Annotated in this window: 16 protein-coding genes and 1 tRNA gene; 14 read left to right on the top strand and 3 right to left on the bottom strand. The window is 66.4% G+C overall.

Annotated elements, in window-relative coordinates:
• Positions 1-73: 73 nt before the first annotated feature.
• Positions 74-1,243 (bottom strand): GGDEF domain-containing protein, encoded by a 1,170-nt coding sequence (locus AC30QB_RS00430; RefSeq protein WP_489544210.1) that lies wholly within the window; start codon positions 1,241-1,243, stop codon positions 74-76.
• Between the two features lie 110 nt (positions 1,244-1,353).
• Between AC30QB_RS00430 and AC30QB_RS00435 the strand changes: the two genes are divergently transcribed.
• The 14 genes from AC30QB_RS00435 (at position 1,354) to AC30QB_RS00500 (ending at position 18,964) form a co-directional block, all read left to right on the top strand.
• Entirely contained in the window at positions 1,354-2,538 is a 1,185-nt protein-coding gene (locus AC30QB_RS00435) for a vWA domain-containing protein (protein WP_489544211.1), read from the top strand.
• Positions 2,535-4,463, top strand: coding sequence for an autotransporter assembly complex protein TamA (locus AC30QB_RS00440; protein ID WP_489544212.1), 1,929 nt, complete (start codon positions 2,535-2,537; stop codon positions 4,461-4,463). Before AC30QB_RS00435 ends, AC30QB_RS00440 begins: the two co-directional genes overlap by 4 nt.
• Positions 4,463-8,878 (top strand): translocation/assembly module TamB domain-containing protein, encoded by a 4,416-nt coding sequence (locus tag AC30QB_RS00445; RefSeq protein WP_489544213.1) that lies wholly within the window; start codon positions 4,463-4,465, stop codon positions 8,876-8,878. The genes AC30QB_RS00440 and AC30QB_RS00445 overlap by 1 nt, the downstream gene beginning before the upstream one ends.
• 152 nt (positions 8,879-9,030) lie before the next feature.
• Positions 9,031-9,960, top strand: coding sequence for a carbohydrate kinase family protein (locus AC30QB_RS00450; protein WP_489544214.1), 930 nt, complete (start codon positions 9,031-9,033; stop codon positions 9,958-9,960).
• A 162-nt stretch (positions 9,961-10,122) separates the two neighbouring features.
• Positions 10,123-11,133 carry a LacI family DNA-binding transcriptional regulator gene (locus tag AC30QB_RS00455; RefSeq protein ID WP_489544215.1) on the top strand — a complete coding sequence of 337 codons (1,011 nt, stop codon included), beginning with the start codon at positions 10,123-10,125 and terminating at the stop codon, positions 11,131-11,133.
• Between the two features lie 138 nt (positions 11,134-11,271).
• On the top strand, positions 11,272-12,540 hold the full coding sequence (locus tag AC30QB_RS00460) for an ABC transporter substrate-binding protein (RefSeq protein ID WP_489544216.1): 1,269 nt from the start codon (positions 11,272-11,274) through the stop codon (positions 12,538-12,540).
• Positions 12,541-12,615: 75 nt separating this feature from the next.
• Positions 12,616-13,485 (top strand): carbohydrate ABC transporter permease, encoded by an 870-nt coding sequence (locus AC30QB_RS00465; RefSeq protein ID WP_489544217.1) that lies wholly within the window; start codon positions 12,616-12,618, stop codon positions 13,483-13,485.
• Positions 13,478-14,344: a carbohydrate ABC transporter permease gene (locus AC30QB_RS00470; RefSeq protein WP_489544218.1), complete on the top strand. Its 867-nt coding sequence runs from the start codon at positions 13,478-13,480 to the stop codon at positions 14,342-14,344. Before AC30QB_RS00465 ends, AC30QB_RS00470 begins: the two co-directional genes overlap by 8 nt.
• 113 nt (positions 14,345-14,457) lie before the next feature.
• Positions 14,458-15,534 (top strand): ABC transporter ATP-binding protein, encoded by a 1,077-nt coding sequence (locus AC30QB_RS00475; RefSeq protein WP_489544219.1) that lies wholly within the window; start codon positions 14,458-14,460, stop codon positions 15,532-15,534.
• Positions 15,535-15,567: 33 nt separating this feature from the next.
• A complete protein-coding gene (locus tag AC30QB_RS00480) occupies positions 15,568-16,818 on the top strand; it encodes a YbiU family protein (RefSeq protein WP_489544220.1) in 1,251 nt (416 codons plus the stop codon).
• A 20-nt stretch (positions 16,819-16,838) separates the two neighbouring features.
• Positions 16,839-18,047: an AGE family epimerase/isomerase gene (locus AC30QB_RS00485; RefSeq protein WP_489544221.1), complete on the top strand. Its 1,209-nt coding sequence runs from the start codon at positions 16,839-16,841 to the stop codon at positions 18,045-18,047.
• A gap of 67 nt (positions 18,048-18,114) precedes the next feature.
• Positions 18,115-18,189 (top strand) — tRNA-Arg (locus AC30QB_RS00490).
• A gap of 90 nt (positions 18,190-18,279) precedes the next feature.
• Entirely contained in the window at positions 18,280-18,543 is a 264-nt protein-coding gene (locus AC30QB_RS00495) for a hypothetical protein (RefSeq protein ID WP_489544222.1), read from the top strand.
• Between the two features lie 148 nt (positions 18,544-18,691).
• Entirely contained in the window at positions 18,692-18,964 is a 273-nt protein-coding gene (locus AC30QB_RS00500) for a hypothetical protein (RefSeq protein ID WP_489544223.1), read from the top strand.
• Positions 18,965-19,050: 86 nt separating this feature from the next.
• On the opposite strand, the gene AC30QB_RS00505 is transcribed toward AC30QB_RS00500, so the two are convergent.
• Positions 19,051-19,659, bottom strand: coding sequence for a rhodanese-like domain-containing protein (locus AC30QB_RS00505; protein WP_489544224.1), 609 nt, complete (start codon positions 19,657-19,659; stop codon positions 19,051-19,053).
• A gap of 11 nt (positions 19,660-19,670) precedes the next feature.
• Positions 19,671-20,298, bottom strand: a 628-nt coding sequence (locus AC30QB_RS00510) for a chromate transporter (RefSeq protein ID WP_489544225.1), incomplete at its 5' end; no start/stop codon positions are given.

The raw sequence follows: 20,298 nt of genomic DNA on the forward strand, positions 1-20,298 counted from the left end.
GCATGATGCGAGCACATGCTCCCGCTGTCATGACGATCAAGGCCCGATTTGGTGACCTATTTCTCGGCCTCGCCTACTGATCGGACTCAAAGCGGTCTCGCCCCAGCGCCTTGGCCCGGTACAGCGCCGCATCGGCACGCTTGAGCAGCATGTCGATCTCGTCATGCGGGCCTCGCCAAGCGGCCACGCCAGTGCTCACGGTGAGCCTCAGGGTCTCGCCCTGCCAGGCCCACGGCCGGCGCAACAGGGCGTCACGCAGCCGCTCGGCGGCATGCAAGGCCTCGGTGGCCGAGGTGCCGGGCAGCAGGATGATGAATTCTTCGCCGCCGAAACGGCCCACGCGATCCACGTCGCGCATCTGTGATCGCAGTATCTGCGCGAGATGGCGCAAGGCCTCGTCGCCGGCCGCATGGCCGAAGCGGTCGTTGATGGTTTTGAAGTAGTCGGCATCGACCATCAGCACCGAATACGGCCGATTGGAGCGAATGGCGCGGCGCGCCTCCTCGCGCAGCAGCTCGTCCATGGCTCGGCGGTTCAGCAGCTCGGTGAGGCTGTCATGGCGCGACATGCGTCGCAGCTCGGTCATCAGCCGGGCGCCGACGAGCGCCACAAGCGCCAGGTGAAACATCAGCGCGGTGACGAGGAACACCACCGCCGCCCCGATGTTGAGCGGGCTGTCGGCAGTGACCTCGGGCACCAGGGTGTGGGGCGCCAGCAGTGCGCGAGTGGCACGCTCCAGGAACACCAGCGCGCCCAGCAACAGCGGCACTGCGAGCCAGAAGCCCCAACGCAGCTCCAGCTTGTGCCGCGCGTAGCGAAATACATCCCAGGCTGTTGCGATGCACAACAGGCCCAGCAGTCCTGAGGTGGCCACGACCCGCAGCGTGGCGCCCTGCCCGGACATGCCCAGCCAAGACACCCCCGCCACCACAACCACCAGCAAGGCATAGGCCCAGGGGTGGGTGGGATAGCCGACGAACTGCCGCACACCACGCTGCATCAGCATCACGCCGAAGACGGCGCAGGCGTTGCCCAGTACCCGCAGCGCCTCGCTGCGCTGCTGCACCGCCACGACAAAACACACGATGGAGGCGCCGGTCAGCAGCGCGTAACCCGCCCATTGGAAGACCGAGCGCCGGTCCAGACGCAGAGCCGCCGCACCGACCAGCCAGCCCAATGCAAGCACCGCCTGTTGACAGGCGACCATGAGGAAGGCGGTTTCGGTGGCTGAAAGAGTGGGCATGCAGTGCGCAACGGCGACACGGGATTGGCGACGATCCTTATAGCATTGGGTTTTTCCAGTCTGTAAGGTGGGTTTGCGCACATCCGCACGCCATGCCTCAAAATCCAGCCATGCTGATCGATTTTTTCTACACCTTGCGCGCGGCCAAGCTCAAAGTCTCGGTCAAGGAATACCTGACCTTGCTCGAAGCCCTCAAAGAGGGCGTGATCGACGACGAGACTGGGCCCACGGTCGACAAGTTCTATTACCTCGCTCGCACCGCCCTGGTGAAAGACGAAGCCAACTTCGACAAGTTCGACCGCGCCTTCGCCGCCTACTTCAAGGGCGTGGAGCTGCTCACCGACTTCACCCAAGACATCCCGCTTGACTGGCTGCGCAAGAAGATGGAGCTTGAGCTCAGCGCCGAAGACAAGGCCGCGATCGAAAAGATGGGTTGGGACGAACTCATGCAAACGCTTAAAAAACGTTTCGAGGAACAGAAAGAGCGCCACGAAGGCGGCAGCAAGATGATCGGCACTGGCGGCACTTCGCCCTTCGGGGCCTACGGCTACAACCCGCAAGGCATACGCATTGGGCAAGACAAGAGCCGCAACAAGAGCGCGGTGAAGGTCTGGGATCAGCGCCAGTTCAAAGACTACGACGACAACCTCGAGCTGGGCACGCGCAACATCAAGGTGGCGCTGCGCCGCCTGCGCCGCTTTGCGCGAGAAGGCTCGGAAGAAGAGCTGGATCTCGACGACACCATCCGCTGTACCGCGGCCAACGCCGGTTACCTCGACATCAAGATGGTGCCCGAGCGCCATAACAAGGTGAAAGTGCTGCTGCTGATGGACGTGGGCGGCACGATGGACGAGCACATCCACCGGGTGGAAGAAATCTTCAGCGCCGCCAAGGCCGAGTTCAAGCACCTGGAGTTCTATTACTTCCACAACTGCGTGTACGACTTCATGTGGAAGAACAACCGCCGCCGCTACAGCGAGAAGTTCCCCACCTGGGACATCCTGCGCAAGTACAACAAAGACTACAAGCTCATCTTCGTAGGCGATGCCACGATGAGCCCCTACGAAATCCTGCAGCCCGGGGGCAGCGTCGAATACAACAACGAAGAGGCCGGTGCCGAATGGCTGCAGCGCCTCACCAACGCCTTCCCCAAGTTCGCGTGGATCAACCCCGAGCCGCAGGGCGTGTGGAGCTACCGCCAGAGCATCTCCATCGTTGCGCAGCTGATGAACCAGAGAATGTTCCCGCTCACCCTCCAAGGCCTCGAAGGGGCCATGCGCCTGCTGAGCAAATGAACGCATCGGCACGCGCGGCCCGGCGCGCGTCGGGCCTGGTGTCGGTCATGTTGCTGCCCGCCACGCTGCTTGCGCTGACGGGCTGCGCGGCTTTCAAGCCAGAGCAGCCTCCGCCTTTCACCGACGCGCCCGCCGCCGCGGTGGCGCCGGCCGGTGCGGCCTCGTCTCCCAACGAAGGCGCGGTGTCGTACCGCTTCGAGATCCAGGCGCCCGACAAACTGCGCAAGATGCTGCAGACCTACCTCGACCTCGCGCGCTTCCAGACTGCCCCGCAAACCGAGGGCATCACCAACGCGGAGCTGATACGTCTGACCAACGCGTCACCCGCCCAGGCGCGCCAGCTGCTGGAAACCGAGGGCTACTTCAACGCGCAAGTCACGGTGTCGCGCGCCGACCCGGCCGACGAAACCCCGCTGATCACGCTGCGCGTCACACCCGGTCCGCACGCCAAGATCACGCGCTGGGAACTCAGCGCCAGCGGCGAGCTGCAAGACCGCGCCGAAGCCGGCGACGCCGATGCCAAGGAGCTCATCGCCAAGCTGCGCCGCCTATGGGACCTGAAGGGCGACGACCTCTTCAGCCAGTCGGCTTGGAGCAGCGCCAAGAACACCACCATGGCCCAGCTGCGCGCCGAGGGCTACCCCACGGCCAATTGGGGCGAGACCGAAGCCAGGGTCGACGCGCGCGCCAATGAAGTGGCGGTGACGCTCACCTATGACAGCGGCCCGCTCTTCGTTCTGGGCGAGCTGCGCATCGAAGGCGTAGAGCGCTACAGCGAAGACGCCATCCGCAACGTGGCCGACTTCGGCCCCGGCACGCCCTACAGCGAAAAGCGCCTGCTCGACTTTCAAGAGCGCGTGGGCAAGCTCAACCTGTTCGACAGCATCTCCGTCGAGATCGACCCCGACCCGGCCACGGCCAAGGCCACGCCGGTCACCGTCAAGGTGAAGGAGCAGCTCAAGCAGCAGGCCGTGGCCGGTGTGGGCTACAGCGACAACACGCGCGAGCGCTTCACGTTGGAGCACCGCCACCGCCGCCCCTTCGGCTTCAACCTGCAGGCCCACAACAAGCTCGAGATCGGCCGCTATCTGCGCTCCTGGGAGGGCGACCTGCTGGGCGACCCTGGCAAAGGCCAGTACCGGCCGCTGCTGGCGGGCGGCTCGTCGTGGCTCAAGACCACCGATGACGTCACCACCGCCTGGCACACACGGCTGGGCCGATCGCTCGTCACCGAGCGCATCGAGCGCCTGATCTACGGCGAGTACCTGAGCGCCCGCGTACGCAACGGCACCGGCGACCACACCAACCGCGCCCTGTCGGCCAACTACAACTGGATCTGGCGCGACCTCGACAGCATGATCCTGCCCACGCGCGGCCTCACTTCGGTGATCCAGGCCGCTGGCGGCTACTCCCTGTCCAGCGACAAGGAAAACGGCCCCTTCACCCGCCTGTACACCCGAAACACCCTGTACTGGCGGTTGCCGCGCTCCAACTGGTACTGGCAGGCGCGCGGCGAATATGGCCAGGTGTTTGCCAATGGAAACGTGGGCATCCCCGACACCTTGCTTTTCCGCGCGGGCGGCGATGACTCGGTGCGCGGCTACAGCTACCGCCAACTCGGCCCACACACCACCGCAGTGAACAGCAACGGCGAGACCGTCAGCGTACTGACCAGCGGCCGCAAGCTCGTCACCGCCAGCCTCGAAGTGGCACACCCCATCAGCGAAAGCCAGCCTTCAATCTGGTGGGCCACCTTCGTCGACGCGGGCACCGCTGCCGACCAGTGGAGCGAGTTCAAGCCCTCTTATGGCTATGGCGTCGGCGTGCGCTGGCGCAGCCCGATCGGCCCGCTGCGCATCGACTGGGCCTACGGGCGCGATGTGCACAAGGCGCGCTTGCACTTCAGCGTGGGCATTGCCTTCTGATGCACGACGACAAGGCCCCCAACCCCAAGGCCACGCCGGCCGTGCAAGCCGCCAAGGCCAAGAGAAGCCGCCGCCGCTTCGGCCGCGCGCTGCTCGGCCTGGGCGTGCTGGTGCTCTTCATCATGCTAGGTGGCGCGCTGGTGAGCGGCCTGTTCTGGGCCACCGGCACACCGGCCGGCACCTTGTGGGTGCTGGCCCGTCTGTCCAGCGCCGGCATCGGCGTGCAGGTGATCGAGCCCGAAGGCGTGCTGATGGGCGACCTGAAGGCCAAGCAGGTCATCGTCACCGCTGGCGGCACGCGCATCGTGATCGACCAGCCCCGCTGGCGCAAGCTGTCGGCCCACTACACGCCCTACCCCGACACCTGGGTGGCGTTGCATGCCGACCAGCTGAGCGCCGCACGCGTGACCGTCACCGTCGCGGGTACTGGCGACGGCAAGCCCTTCAAGCTGCCCGCACGGCTGCGCCTGCCGCTCGAGCTGCGCATAGACGAGCTGAGCGTGGCCGAGCTGATCGTGCCCGGCCTCGAAGACAAGCCGCTGCTCGACGTGCAGGCCCGCAAGCTGGCCCTGGGCGACCAGCAGGGACGCCTGCACAGCGTAGAGCAGCTGAGCCTGCGCCTAGACCCGCTGCACATCACCGGCCGGGCCAGCCTGGGCGCTGATGGGCCGATGACGCTAGATGCCGCCTTGCAAGCCGTGCAAAGCAACCCCGGCGCGCCCAATGCCGCGCCCGCGCTGCCCTCGTGGGCCAAGACGCTGCAGCCCGATTGGCGCGCCGAGCTCGTCGCCAAAGGGCCGCTGGCCAAGTTTGATGTGCAGGCAAAGGTGCGCGCGCAAGGCCAGTCGCTAGACGCCACCGCACAGGTGGCCCCCGCCGAAGCCTGGGCCCTGCCCAAGCTCGATGCCACCACCCAAAACCTTGACCTCTCGGCCCTGCTGGCCCACGCGCCGGCCACCTCGCTCAGCGGCGAAGCGCGCATCACACCGTCAGCCAACAAGGGCCTAGCTGCGGTGGCCAAGCTGCAAAACAGCAAGCCCGGCCGCTGGGACATGCACCAGCTGCCCGTGCGCAGCCTGACCATCGACCTGCGCGCGCACACCGATCACCTCGACCAGCTGGAGCTGGCCGATTTCAGCGCGGTGCTGTCCGACGGCATGCGCGACGCCGGTCAGTTGCAGGGGCGCGGCCACTGGAAGGCGGGGGACGCCGAGCTGCGCGCCGAGCTGACGCAGCTGCAGCCCAGCCTGCTCGACCCGCGGCTTGCCGCCATGAGCCTGAGCGGGCCCGTGACCCTGACCGCGCAGCGCGCATCGGCCACGGCCACGGGCCAACGCGCGCTGCCTCGATTCAATGCGCAGGCCGACCTGAAGGGCCGGCTCAACGAGCCCAATCGCCCGGTGCAGCTGAAGCTAGACGCGAGCGGCGACGCGCAGCGCGTCGAGCTCAAAGAGCTGCGCGCCTCGGTCGGCGAGGCCCATGCCACGCTGAAAGGCGAGGCCGATCACGAGGGTGCTGCGTGGCAGCTCAAAGCCAACGCGTCGCTGGTCGACTTTGACCCCCGGCCCTGGTTTCCGGTCGGCCCGGGTGGCGGCTGGCAGGCGGGGCAACATCGCATCAACCTCGAGGGCAAGGCGGCGCTGAGCCTGCCCGACAGTCTGTGGTCGACACCTGACCCCGCCACGGCCACGTCCTCAGCAGCCAAGCCGGCCCACTGGACAGAGCGTGTGGCCGCCGTGCTGGGCGACGCGAGCATGAAGATCGACAACACCGTGCTCGGCGGCACCGCCTTGTCGGGCAAGCTGAGCCTGCAGCACGCCAACACGAAAGACAGCTTGCAGGTGAAGGCCGACCTCGACATGGCCGGCAACCGCGTCAAGGTTGATGGCCAACTGGTGCCCGACCCACAAGGCGCCAACGACCGCTGGTCTGCCGAGGTGCGCGCCCCCGCGCTGGCCAGGCTGGCACCGCTGCTGCGCGTGCTGCTCTCGCCGGAGCAGGCGGCATCTCTGCTTGACGGCTTCGGTGGCACGCTCGACGCCGAGGCCGAGGTCAACGGCCGCTGGCCCGCGATGAGCACGCAAGGCAAGGCTCGTCTGGCCAACACGCGCGCCGGCATATGGAGCGTGGGTCAGGCCGCGCTACGCTGGCAGGCCGGCACCGCGCTCGATGCGCCGCTCGATGTGCAGCTCGACGTGGGACAGGCCGCATGGGACAAGCGGCAGCTCGGCCCCAGCAGCCTGCAACTCAAGGGCACGCCGCGCGCGCACGAGCTGAGTGTGCGTGCCGAGCTGAAGGCCGCACCGCCGGCCTGGGTCGACGACTTCCAGGGCCGCTCGGCGCCCGTTGCCGCCAGTGCAGGCGCGAGTGCGAGTGCGAGTACAAATACAAGTACATCGGCTAGCCGCACAAGTGCACCCGCAGCCAGCGCAAGCGCCCCGGCCACCGCGGCCAGCGGCGCGGCGCACAGCACCGCCGTCGCACCGCCACCGCCACCGCCGCGCACCTTGGCCCTGCTCTCGGCACGTGGCGGCGCAAGCGGCGGCCTCTTCAGCGGCAACCCCGACAAGCCCTTGCCTTTCAGCTGGAAAGGCCTGGTGCAACAGCTCGAGCTGCGCACCACCGAGGCCGGTGCCGCGCCTTTGCTGACCACGAAAAACGTCGAAGTCGAATGGCAATCGGGCAGCCCGCCACGCGTCGCCCTCAGCGCCGGCCGCGCCGACATTCTGGGCGCAGGCCTGAAGTGGAACCGCATCGAGTGGGTGGCCGGCCAGGGCATCGTCACCCAGCAGCTCGACATGCAAGCCGAGCTCGAGCCTTTGGCTGTGGCGCCGCTGCTGCGCCGCGCGCAGCCCAACTTCGGCTGGGGTGGTGACCTGCAGATCACCGGCAAGGTCGTCCTCAAGCAAACCGACAAGTTCAGCGCGGACATCGTGCTTGAGCGCACGCGCGGCGACCTGACGGTCACCGAAGAAGGCGGTACAGAGGCGCTGGGGCTCACCGACCTGCGCATAGGCATGACCGCGCAAGACGGCGTGTGGAGCTTCACTGCCGGCCTGGCCGGCAAGCAGCTGGGCGTGCTGGGCGGTGCTGCGGTGGTGCGCACCTCGCCGCAGCTGGCGTGGCCCGCGGCCGACGCGCCGGTGCAGGGCGTGCTCGAAGCGAAAGTGGCCAACGTCGGCACCTGGGGCCCGTGGGTGCCGGCCGGCTGGCGCCTGGGCGGCCAGCTCAATGTCAGCGCAACCCTGGGCGGGCGCTTCGACGCGTTCCAGTACACCGGCGAGGTCAAGGGCAGCGACCTCAGCGTGCGCAACATGCTCGAAGGCGTGAGCCTGACCGACGGCGTGGTCGACGTCTCGCTGCGCGGCAACACCGCCAAGATCAACACATTCACCGCGCGCGGCGGCGCCGGCAGCATTAGCCTGGCAGGCGAGGCACGGCTCGACGACGGCTGGCGCGCGCGGCTGGACATCAACGCCGACAAGTTCCAGGCCCTCGGCCGGGTCGACTTGCGCATCATCACCAGCGGCAAAGGCCAGGTGCTGCTGGAGAACGACACCGTGAAGGCCGAAGGCGCCTTTACCGTCGACGAAGGCCTGGTCGACTTCACGCGCCTGAGCTCGCCCAGCCTCAGCAGCGACGTGGTGGTGGTCGGCCGCTCGGCCAAGGACGAAGCGCCGCCCAGCTCGGGTGCCCCGGCCACCAACAAGGTGTCGCTCAACCTCACCGTGAACCTGGGCCAGCAGCTGCGCATGCGCGGCCTGGGCATCGACACGCGCCTGGCCGGTGAGCTGAAGGTGACGTTGCCCAACGGCAAGTGGGCACTCAACGGTACCGTCAATGCGCTCGACGGCACCTTCAACAACTATGGGCAGAAGCTCGTCATCGACAAGGGCGTGATCGTCTTCGCAGGCCTGCCCAGCGACATGCGCCTGGACTTCGAAGCCACCCGCCCCAACCTCGATGTGCGCGTGGGCGTGCAAGTCACCGGCCCGCTGGCCGCGCTGCGCGTGCGCTTGTTCTCCGAGCCCAGCATGACCGACAACGAGAAACTCTCATGGCTGCTGCTGGGGCGCGCCAGCGATGGCCTGGGGCGCTCCGACACCGCACTGCTCCAACGCGCGGCCTTCGCACTGCTCGCAGGCGACGGTGACGGTGGCCCGGGCCAGATCACCAAGGCCATAGGCATCGACGACGTGGGCCTGCGCCAGAGCGAAACCGGCGAAACCAAGGAGACGGTGGTGTCGGTGGGCAAGCAGCTTTCCAAGCGCGTGTACGTGGCCTACGAGCAGAACCTCAACACCAGCACCGGCAGCTTGCAGGTGACGTACCGCATTGCGCAGCGCTTTGTGATGCGTTTGCAGTCGGGGCTCGACCGGTCCATCGACTTGATCGGGACTTGGCGCTGGGAGTGATGTTGGCCCCCCAGTCGCTGGCGCTCCTGCCCCCAGGGGGCGCCGCCTGGCGGCCCGGCAAAGCCGGCTCCGCGGGCGTTGCTTGATGCGGGTCTTGCTTCGCTCGCCCACAATCGCGGCTCGCTACCAAATGGTGCGATTGGAGAATCTGCATGTTTGTGGTCTGCGGTGAAGCTTTGATGGACGTGTTTGCCGAGGGCGGCACGCTTGCCGGCATGGCGCTTGATGCGCGTGTGGGCGGCTCGCCGTTCAATGCTGCGGTGGGGCTGGCGCGGCTGGGGCAGGCGGTGGGGTTTTTTGGGGCGGTGTCGCGTGACTTTCTCGGGGAGAGGCTGATGCAAGGGTTGCGTGCTGAAGGCGTCGCCACTGCGATCACTTCGCGCACGGATGCGCCCACGACCTTGAGCCTGATCGGCACCGACTCGTTGGGCGTGCCGGCATATTCGTTTTATGGCCATGGTGCGGCCGACCGTCAGCTGGGGGCCGATGCACTCGCGCTCCTGCCCGCCACGCTGAGCGGCATCCACATCGGCTCGTACACCACCGTGGTGGAGCCCGTTGCCTCGACGCTGCGCGCCCTGGTCGAACGCGAGCATGCACGCACGCCCATCAGTTTCGACCCCAACATTCGGCTCAACGTCGAGCCTGACCTCGCGCGCTGGCGTGCCATGCTGAGCTGGATGTTGCCGCGCACCCACCTGCTCAAGATCAGCCTCGAAGACCTGACGCTGCTGCTGCCCGACGTGAGCGTGCAGCAGTTCGCCGACCAGGCACTGGCCGCGGGTGTGCAGCTGTTGGTCGTCACCCTCGGAGGCGACGGCGCACAGGCCTGGAGCGGCACGGCCTCAGCGCAGGTGCCTGCTGTGCCCGTGACGGTGGTCGACACCGTGGGCGCTGGCGACAGCTTCCATGCAGCGCTGATCACCTGGCTGGCAGAGCACATCCTGCTGACGATTCCAGCGTTGGGTGCGATGTCAGCACTCCAGCTGCACGAAGCGCTGCAGTTCGCGTCATTCGCGGCGTCTATCACCTGCTCGCGCCGCGGTGCCAACCCACCCCGCCGCAACGAGCTGCCCGCCTGAACGGCCATACCAGGGATACCCTGGCCGGTATTTCATCGTTTACTAAACAAGGTTCACTTCCTACACTCGCGTGGCCCGGTTGGCTCCATGCCGTCCGGCGCCACGCTTGGTCATACCGCCTGTCTCCACCACCGCCCACGCCCCTGCGCTGATGGCCGCGCCATGAGCAGCGGCCACCGCGAGGTCACCGTACGCGACATCGCCGACGCGGCTGGCGTGTCCATCGGCACCGTGTCGCGGGCGCTCAAAAACCAGCGCGGCCTGTCTGACGAGACGCGCCGCCACGTGCGCGAGGTCGCCCGCCAACTCGGCTACGACGCGGCACGGCTGCGCTCGGCCAAGGCGCGCCGGTTGGTTTTCATGGTGCACCGCCACCACAGCAGCTTCTCCCTCAACCCCTTCTTCTCGCAGGTGATGCAGGGCGTGGAAGAGGCCAGCCGCGCCTTCGGCGTGGTGCCCACCGTGCTCAGCGCCGGCCCGGCCGACCCGGTGCGCAACCTGCTGCGCATGCACGAGCCCGATGCGCTGCTGGCCGCCGGCTTCTTCGAGACTGAGGTGATCGACCTTCTGCGCGGAATGGACCTGCCGCTTGCGCTGGTTGATTTCTGGATGCCCGGCTGTCGCAGCGTCAACCCCGACAACCTGCACGGCGGCTACCTGGCCACCCGCCACCTGCTGGAGCGCGGCTACCAGCGCGTGGCCTTTCTCGCCGGCTCGCTGGCGCACTTCAGCATTCGCGAGCGCGAACGTGGGTACAGGCGCGCGCTGTTCGAGGCCGGCGTGCTCGCCGACCCCGACCTCGAAGTCACCGCCCCACCAGGCATGGACACCCAGGCCGGCGCGGAAGCCGCCATGCGCATGCTGCTCAAGCTGCGCCCGCGGCCCGACGCGGTGGTGGCCTACAACGACATGGCCGCGCTGATGGCGATCCGCGTCTGCGAGGCGGCGGGCCTGCGCGTGCCCGAAGACATCGCCTTCGTCGGCTTCGACGACATCCCCGCCGCCAGCTACGGCTCGGTCGGCCTCACCACGCTGCGGGTGGACAAGGAGGCGCTGGGCCGCACCGGTGTCGAGCTGGTCATGCACGGCCACGACATGCCGCAAGACATCGTCCAGCCGGTCGAGTTGGTGGTGCGCGAGAGCTCCGGCGGCATCACCACCCCCGCGGGCTAAATAGCGACTTTGTTTCGCCGACTGCGCTGACTCTTGAGCGGGAATCTCCCGTCAAAGATTATCAAGGGCTGAATTTATTCTTAACTGGTGACCCGAGCGTTCGATGGTCACGCCCACAAAACGCCAGGAGACAAAACAATGAACAGCCCCGATTCAATCGCACGCGTGGTGCGCCTGAAAGTAACCGTCGCCGCCTGCGGGCTGGCCTTTAGCGGCCTGGCCGCGGCGCAGCAAAGCGTCGAGGTCTTGCATTGGTGGACCTCGGGCGGCGAAGCCGCTGCACTGAATGTGCTGAAGGGCAACCTCGAAAAGCAAGGCGTCAAATGGAACGACATGCCGGTGGCCGGCGGTGGTGGCGAGGCCGCAATGACCTCGGTGCGCGCGCGCGTGACCGCCGGCAACCCACCCACCGCGGTGCAGCTGCTCGGTTTCGACATTCAAGACTGGGCCAAGCAGGGTGTGCTGGCCGACCTGAACGCCGTGGCCGCCAAGGAAGGTTGGGACAAGACCGTGCCGACCGCCCTGCAGGCCTTCTCCAAGTACGACGGCAAATGGATCGCCGCGCCCGTCAACGTGCACTCGACCAACTGGGTCTGGGCCAACAAGTCGGTGCTCGACAAGGCCGGCGTGACCAAGCTGCCGACCAACTTCGACGAGTTCATGGTCGCCGCCGAGAAGGTGCAGAAGGCTGGCTTCATTGCCCTGGCCCACGGCGGCCAGCCCTGGCAGGATGCCACCCTGTTCGACAGCGTGGTGCTGGCCACCGGCGGCATCGACTTCTACCAGAAGGCCTTGGTACAAAAAGACAAGGCGGCGCTGGGCTCGCCCACCATGCTCAAGGCCTTCGACCGCATGGGCCAGCTGCGCAAGCTGGTCGACAAAGATTTCTCCAACCGCGACTGGAACCTCGCCTCGGCGATGGTCATTACCGGCAAGGCCGGCTTCCAGATGATGGGCGATTGGGCCAAGGGCGAGTTCATCGCGGCCAAGAAGAAGCCGGGCGTCGACTTCATCTGCATGCGCTTCCCTGGCACGCAAGGCATGGTCAGCTTCAACTCCGATCAGTTCGCGATGTTCAAGGTCGGTGGGGACAAGGCTGCTGCTCAGATGAAGATGGCTGCTGCCGTGATGGACCCGTCGTTCCAGTCGGCGTTCAACGTGGTGAAGGGCTCGGTGCCGGCGCGCACCGACGTGCCCGACACCGCCTTCGACGATTGCGGCAAGAAGGGCATCAAGGACCTGGCCGAAGCCAACAGCAAGGGCACGCTGGTCGGCTCCATGGCGCACGGCCACGCCGTGCCAGCTGCCATCAAGAACGCCTTCTACGACGTGATCACCCGCCAGTTCAATGGCCAGATCGACAGCAAGACGGCGGTGAAGGAGATGGTGGCCGCCGTCGGCAACTGAGTTGACCTCTGCTGCGCCATGTGGCGGTTCCCCCAGACCGCCGCATGGCGTATTTTTTGGCCTCTTTCCTGACGGATGAAAGCTCCTCTCATTGCCAAGGTGGTGCTCTCGCCCAGCATGCTGCTGATGGGCGTGTGCGTCTACGGCTACATCGCGTTCACCGCCTGGCTCTCATTCACCGCCTCCACCATGGTGCCGGTGATGGGCTACGCCGGCCCCGAGGCCTATGTGCGCCTGATGGGCCTGAACAACTGGATCCTGTCGGTCAAAAACCTCGGCATCTTCGCCACGCTCTACATCGTGCTGTGCGCCGTGCTGGGCCTCGGGCTTGCAGTGCTCATCGACCAGAAGATCCGAGCCGAAGGCGTGTTCCGCTCGGTCTTCCTTTACCCCATGGCCTTGTCCTTCATCGTCACCGGCACCGCCTGGAAATGGCTGATGGACCCGAGCATCGGCATTGAGCGCACCATGCACGCCATCGGTTGGGAAAGCTTCGCCTTCGGCTGGGTGAAAGACAGTGACCTGGCCATCTACTGTGTCGTGATCGCTGCGGTGTGGCAGACCACTGGCTTCGTGATGGTGCTGTTCCTCGCCGGCCTGCGCAGCGTGGACAGCGAGGTCGTCAACGCCGCCCGCCTCGATGGCGCGCGCGCCTGGCGCATCTACCAGCGCGTGATCTTTCCGCAGCTGAGTTCGAGCTTCATCTCAGCCTTCGTGATCCTGGCCCACATGGCCATCAAGTCCTACGACCTGGTGATCGCCCTCACGAACGGTGGGCCCGGGCGGGCCAGCTGGTTGCCCTCGCTCTTCATGTACCAATACACCTTCACCCGCAACGAGATGGCGGTGGGTGCCGCAAGCGCGGTGCTGATGCTGATCGCCATCGTCATCGTGGTGGTGCCCTACGTGCTGCGCGAAACGCGCCCCGCAGGCGCACATGGCTGAGCGCACTGTCGCCGGCACGGCCTCACGCACCCTGCTGTACGCGGCGCTGGTGTTCTTCGCGCTCGTGTTCGCGATGCCGCTCTACGTGATGCTCGTCAACTCGGTCAAGCCCCTCGACGAGATTCGGGCCGGCGACCTGATGGCCTGGCCGCAGGCCTTCACCCTGCAACCCTGGCACGACGCCTGGAGCCTGGCGCAGATCGGTGTGCAGGCCACCGGCCTCAAGCCCTACTTCATCAACAGCTTCCAGATGGCGCTGCCGGGCGTGTTCATCTCCACCGCGATGGGTGCGCTCAACGGCTACGTGCTGACGCAATTCCGCTTCCGCGGTGCGCACCTGGTGTTCGCACTGCTGATGTTCTCGGTGTTCATCCCGTTCCAGATCGTGCTGATTCCGATGGCGCGCACGCTGGGCCTGCTGCACCTGGCCGGCACGGTGCCGGGCCTGGTGCTGGTGCATGTGGTCTACGGCATCGGCTTCACCACGCTCTTCTTCCGCAACTACTACGCCGCCTTTCCGCCCGAGCTGGTGCGTTCGGCGCGCATGGATGGCGCAGGCTTCTTCCGACTCTTCTGGCGCCTGCTGCTGCCCAACAGCGGGCCGATCATCGTCGTGTCAGTGATCTGGCAGTTCACCAACATCTGGAACGACTTTCTCTTCGGCGCCTCGTTCAGCGACTACAGCAGCTTCCCCGTCACGGTGGCGCTCAACAACTTGGTGAATTCGAGCACGGGCGTGAAGGAATACAACGTGCATTTCGCCGCCGCGTTCATCGCCGGCGCGCCGACGCTCGCCGTCTACCTGCTCTCTGGCAAGTATTTCGTGCGTGGCCTGATGGCCGGCTCCGTCAAAGGCTAGACATGTCTGCCCCCACGTCGCCTCGCTCCTGCCCCCCCGAGGGGGCGCTCGGCCGCCTTGAGGCGGCTCGGCGCCGGCCGAACTTCTGCAATGACCTATCGGTGACTTAAAAAATGGCAGACCTGGCCCTGAGTGGCATCCACAAACTCTTCGGCACCGTGCGCGTGCTGCACGAGATCGACATCCACCTGCCCGACGGCGAGTTTCTGGTGCTGGTCGGCCCCTCGGGCTGCGGCAAGAGCACGCTGATGAACCTGATCGCCGGGCTCGAAGAACCGAGCGGCGGCAGCATCGTGCTCGGCGGCAAAGACATCACCAATACCGGCCCGGCCGACCGCAACATCTCGATGGTGTTTCAGAGCTATGCGCTCTATCCCAACATGACGGTGGCGGCCAACATCGCCTTCCCGCTGGAGATGCGCGGCGTGCCCAAGGCCGAACGCGACAAGACCGTGCAAAGCGTGGCGGCCACGCTGCAGATCAGCCACCTGCTGGAGCGCAAGCCGCGCCAGCTGTCGGGCGGCCAGCGCCAGCGCGTGGCGATCGGGCGGGCACTCGCGCGCCAGCCGCAGCTCTTTCTGTTTGACGAGCCGCTGTCCAACCTCGACGCCAAGTTGCGGGTCGACATGCGCGCCGAGATCAAGCGCCTGCACCTGCGCACCGGCGTGACCACCATCTACGTGACGCACGACCAGGTCGAGGCCATGACGTTGGGCACGCGCATCGCGGTGCTCAGCGAAGGCCGCATCCAACAGCTGGCCACGCCGCTTGAGATCTACACGCGGCCCGCCAACCGCTTCGTGGCCGAATTCATCGGTTCGCCCTCGATCAACATGTTCGAGGCCACGCGCGAGGCCTCGGGCGCGCTGAAGCTGCCCGATGGTGTGGTGATCGGCGAGATGGCGCCGGGCCCTGCCGGCAACGTGAGCGTCGGCGTGCGGCCCGAAGATTTGGAAATCCGCGACGACGGCCAGCTCGCAGGCCGCATCTCGCTGGTCGAACCGACCGGCCCGGAAACGTATGCATTGGTCGACCTGGGCCACACCGAGATCACCGTGCGCATGAGCGGGCTGCCCAATGTGGAGCGCGGTGCGGCGGTGCGCGTGCACGTGCCGCCGGCATCGCTGCATGTGTTCTCGGCCGAGAGCGGCCAGCGGCTCGACAGCGGCCGTCGCGAAACAATCGCCTGACGGCCCCACCGTCACCCAAAGGAGGTTCAACCCATGGAAGCCTGGATGAACGACGTGCCCGCCGCCGTGCGACGCTCACAGCGCATGCTCAGGGCCGAAGTGCCCGACCTGGCAGACCGCTTTGCACGCCTCGGCGAAGCACTGAACGACGAAGTGAGCGACATCCGCGCCGAGCAGGCGCAAGGCGGTGCGGTGCCCGAGATCCCCTACGCCGACGTGGTGACTGGCAAGGTGTCGGCCGCCCAGGTCGCGCGCATCAAGCGGCGCGGCTGCGCGGTCATCCGCGGCGTGTTCGATGCGGAGCAAGTCAACCTTTGGAACGAAGCGATCGGGAAGTACATCGAGGCCGTGCGCTACCTGGAGCGCATGCCCCAGAAGGCCGGGCTCGACAAGTACTTCCGCGCCCTGGGCGCGAGCAAGCCGCAGATCTTCAGCCTTTACTGGTCGCGCCCGCAGGTGCAGGCGCGGCAACACCCCAACCTCGCGGCCACGCGCGCCTGGCTGAACCGGCTGTGGACCCATGAGAAAAACGGCACGCGCTACTTCGACCCCGACCGCCAGTTCAACTACGCCGACCGCATCCGCCGTCGCGAGCCGGGCGACACCACGCTGGGTTTGTCGCCCCATTCCGACGGCGGCTCGGTGGAGCGCTGGTGCGAGCCCACCTTCCGCCATGTCTACCGCGAAGTCTTTCAAGGCGACGAACTCGCTTTCGACCCGTTCGATGCCGAGGGCCGCACCACCACACGCGAGATCCCCTCACCCGCGGTGTGCTCGGCCTTTCGCACTTTCCAGGGCTGGACGGCACTCACCCGCCAGGGCCCGGGCGACGGCACGCTGAAACTGGTGCCCATCGCCAAGACCTCCCCGTGGATGCTGCTGCGCGCACTGCAACCCGACGTGCCTGAAGGCGATCTTTGCGGCGCGCAACCGGGCCGCGCGCTCGGTGCATCACCTCAATGGCATGCCGAGTTGCTGGACGGCCTGGTGCCCATCCCACAGGTTGGACCCGGTGACACCGTGTGGTGGCATTCCGACGTGATCCACGCGGTGGAAGACCAACACACCGGCAGCGGCCACAGCAACGTGATCTACATCGGCAGCGCGCCCTGGTGCGACAAGAACGCCCGCTTCGCCGAGCGCCAGGCGGCCGCCTTCGTGGCCGGCTGCAGCGCGCCCGACTTCGCGCCCGAAGACTACGAGCTCAGCTTCGAGGGCCGCGCCCACCTGATCGAGATGACCGCACTCGGCCAGATGCAAATGGGCCTGCGCCCCTGGTTCTGAATCTCACCGACCTTTCTTACATGCCCGACTTCCGCAGCCCCGCTTTCCTGCTCGACCACATCCGCCACACGCTGTCGTTCTATGACGGCCGCTGCCTCGATGCGAGCGGCGGCTTCTTCCATTTCTTCAAGGACGACGGCGCGGTCTATGACCGCAGCACGCGCCACCTCGTCAGCAGCACGCGCTTCGTCTTCAACCATGCGATGGCCTACAGGCGCTTCGGTGAGGCCAAGTACCTGGAAGGCGCACGGCACGGCCTGCGCTTCATGCAGCAGGCCCACGCACAGCCCCAAGGCGGCTATGCGTGGCAGATCGGCTGGGACGGCCAGCGCGCCACCGTGCAAGACGACACCAACCACTGCTACGGCCTCGCCTTCGTGCTGCTCGCCCACGCGCATGCGCTGATGGCCGGCATTGAAGAAGCGTGCGCCGGCGTCGCCAACACTTTCGCGCTGATGGAGCAGCGCTTCTGGCAACCCGCGCATGGCCTCTACGCCGATGAAGCCAGCCCCGATTGGCAGCTCGGCACCTACCGCGGCCAGAACGCCAACATGCACAGCTGCGAGGCGCTGCTCGCCGCCTTCGATGCGACGAAGGAAGCGCAGTACCTGCAGCGCGCGCTCACGCTGGCCGAAGCCATCACGCAACGCCAGGCCGCGCTCGCGCACTCGAATCTCGGTGATCTGGTGTGGGAACACTACCGCGCCGACTGGTCGGTCGACTGGGACTACAACCGCCACGACAAGACCAACATCTTTCGCCCCTGGGGCTACCAGACCGGCCACCTCACCGAGTGGGCCAAGCTGCTGCTGCAACTCGAAGCCCACCTGCTCCCGGGTCAGCGCCCCGACTGGCTCTTGCCGACCGCGCAGCGCTTCTTCAACACCGCCATGCAGCATGGCTGGGACAACACGAACGGCGGCCTCGTTTACGGCTTCGCACCCGATGGCCAGGTGTGCGATGCCGACAAATACTTCTGGGTGCAAGCCGAGAGCCTGGCCGCCGCCGCGCTGCTGGCCCTGCGCACGGGTGACGAGGCCTACTGGACTTGGTACCAGCGCCTCTGGGCCTACAGCTGGGCCCACATGATCGACCACAAGCACGGCGCGTGGTACCGCATCCGCACCCCTGACAACCGCGCCTACTCCGACGAAAAGAGCCCGGCCGGCAAGACCGACTACCACACCATGGGTGCGTGCTACGACGTTCTGCGCGGGCTGGGTGCCTGACGGGGCGGAGGCTCGCGCGCGGCCTGCCACCAGGTGGGCCCAAAAGCTCGTGAGAAAATCCGCGGCCCTCGCCGTAGTTCAATGGATAGAACGGCCGCCTCCTAAGCGGCAAATACAGGTTCGATTCCTGTCGGCGGGACCAGCCCCTCGCCAATCCGCCCCCTGATCGAGCGGGGCTGGGCCCCGAGTCCAGGGGTTGAAACAAGTTGTGTGCCGCCGTGACAATTCACACATGAGCCGGCACCAACCAGAATTCAAAAGCACGCAGATCTTCGACTGGGCGAGCGAGCCCGCCGATGAGCGCCCCACAGACTTTGGCCGCAGCACCGGGCACTCGATGCTTTCGGGTTATGGCGCCCTGGCCGAAACGCCCGTCTCCCGTCGCCGCCAGCATGAGCGCAGCAGCGGCTTCGCCAAGCTGCTTGTCTCCTGCTTTTTGCTCCTCAGCCTCAGCGTGGCCGGCATGCTGGTGATGGTGCGCTTTTTCCCAGCCTGAGCTCGCACACGCGGATGGGGCCGCTTCACCCTCCCCAACACTCCACTACTCGGTAAATAGGGGTGTGCTTCCTCGAAGCAACGACTAGATTTGGCACTTGCGCAACACGCGCGATTCCCTTCTGTCCCGTTGTTTCGGAGGAATGCGAATGGCACAGCACAAGGCACCCGCAAAAGCGCCGAAACGCCTCGTCTGGCGCATCTCGGATCACGCGCCGCTGGGCGAGTGGGTTGATCCCCACCAGGTGGTCGAGCCCTCGAAAATTGACCTGCCCGAAGTGAGCTCGGGCCGCTGGCTCAGGTCGTCTTTTGATTTGCTCAACGGCGTCGAGGTCAACGACGACCCGAACACCGTGCCCGACGATTTGTTCGACGAACTTTTCCCGCCCCCACCCGAGGCCCCCAAACCGCCGCGCGAATGAGGTGCAAGCACCGCCAGCATCGATTCAGCGGGTCCCGAAAAAACTCGGCTCCGCGGTTGATGAAACGCGCATCAACCAGGGCCACTTCATGGCAAGACTGGCTTGTGCACTGTGGGCAGGCCCGCACGTTGCCAGCCGTCGATGCCACCGTTGAGAAACCGGGCGTTTACGCCCAGCGCCCTCAAGCGCAACGCGGTGGCGCGGCCCACTTCATGGCCGTAGACGCAGTACACCAACACGGCGCGATCGGCCAGCAGCTCGTGGGCCCACTCCCGCACGCGGGCTGGGTCGCGCCACACGGCCCCCGGCAGCAGCGTGGGTGAGGTGTCGAACACCCCCGCGCGGCGCACGTCGATCAAGCGCATGCCGCTGACATCACCCTGCGACACCCCAAAAGCTTCACCCGCGGCATGCACCGCCTCTTGGTAGCGCTGGTAGGGCTCGGGCCACACGATCGCGCCAACGAACGCGTGCACGTCGGCAGGCAATCGCAGCGAAAGAATCGGCACACCGCGCGGCTCGGAACCTGAGCCCACCCACCGATTGACGAGCAAGCCGTCTTGCGGGCTGAAGGCGAGTTCAAGCCCGCCCTGCGCGTGCGCCTGGGCCAGCGCCACGAAGGACGCCTGCCAGGCCTCAACCGAACCGAAGCTGGCACACAAGGCCAGCGCCATAGGAGGGGGTAACGTGTTCATCAAAACACCTCTCAAACGATTAACGGCCGCAGCAAGGTGACGGCTAGGCCTGCCAGCGCGCAGGCTGCGAGCAAGGGCAACACACCGACCTTGAAGCGGAACAGCGCGACCGCCGCCGCCAGCGCGATCAGCGCCGACACCCAATCGAAGCGCCCGCCAAAACCTTGCGGCCACAGCACGTGGTACGCAAAGAACAAAGCAAGGTTGACGATCACGCCCACCACCGCTGCCGTGATGGCGGTGAGCGGTGCGGTGAACTTGAGCTTGCCGTGGGTCGACTCCACCAGCGGCCCACCCGCCAGGATGAACAGGAACGAGGGCAAGAAGGTGAAGAAGGTGACCACCGTGGCCGCCGCTGCACCGGCCGCGAACAAGGCCTCGGGGCCGAACACCTGCTTGAGCCAGCCGCCCACAAAGCCCACGAAGGCCACCACCATGATCAGCGGGCCGGGGGTGGTTTCGCCGAGCGCCAAACCGTCAATCATCTGTGCGCCGCTCAACCACTGGTGTTGCTCCACCGCACCCTGGTAGACGTAGGGCAGCACCGCATACGCGCCGCCAAAGGTGAGCAACGCCGCCTTGGTGAAAAACCAGGCCATCTGCGTGAGCGTGCCCGCCACACCGTACTGCACCACCAGC

It is taken from the genome of Rhizobacter sp. (assembly GCF_046595475.1).
Lineage (GTDB): Bacteria > Pseudomonadota > Gammaproteobacteria > Burkholderiales > Burkholderiaceae_C > Rhizobacter.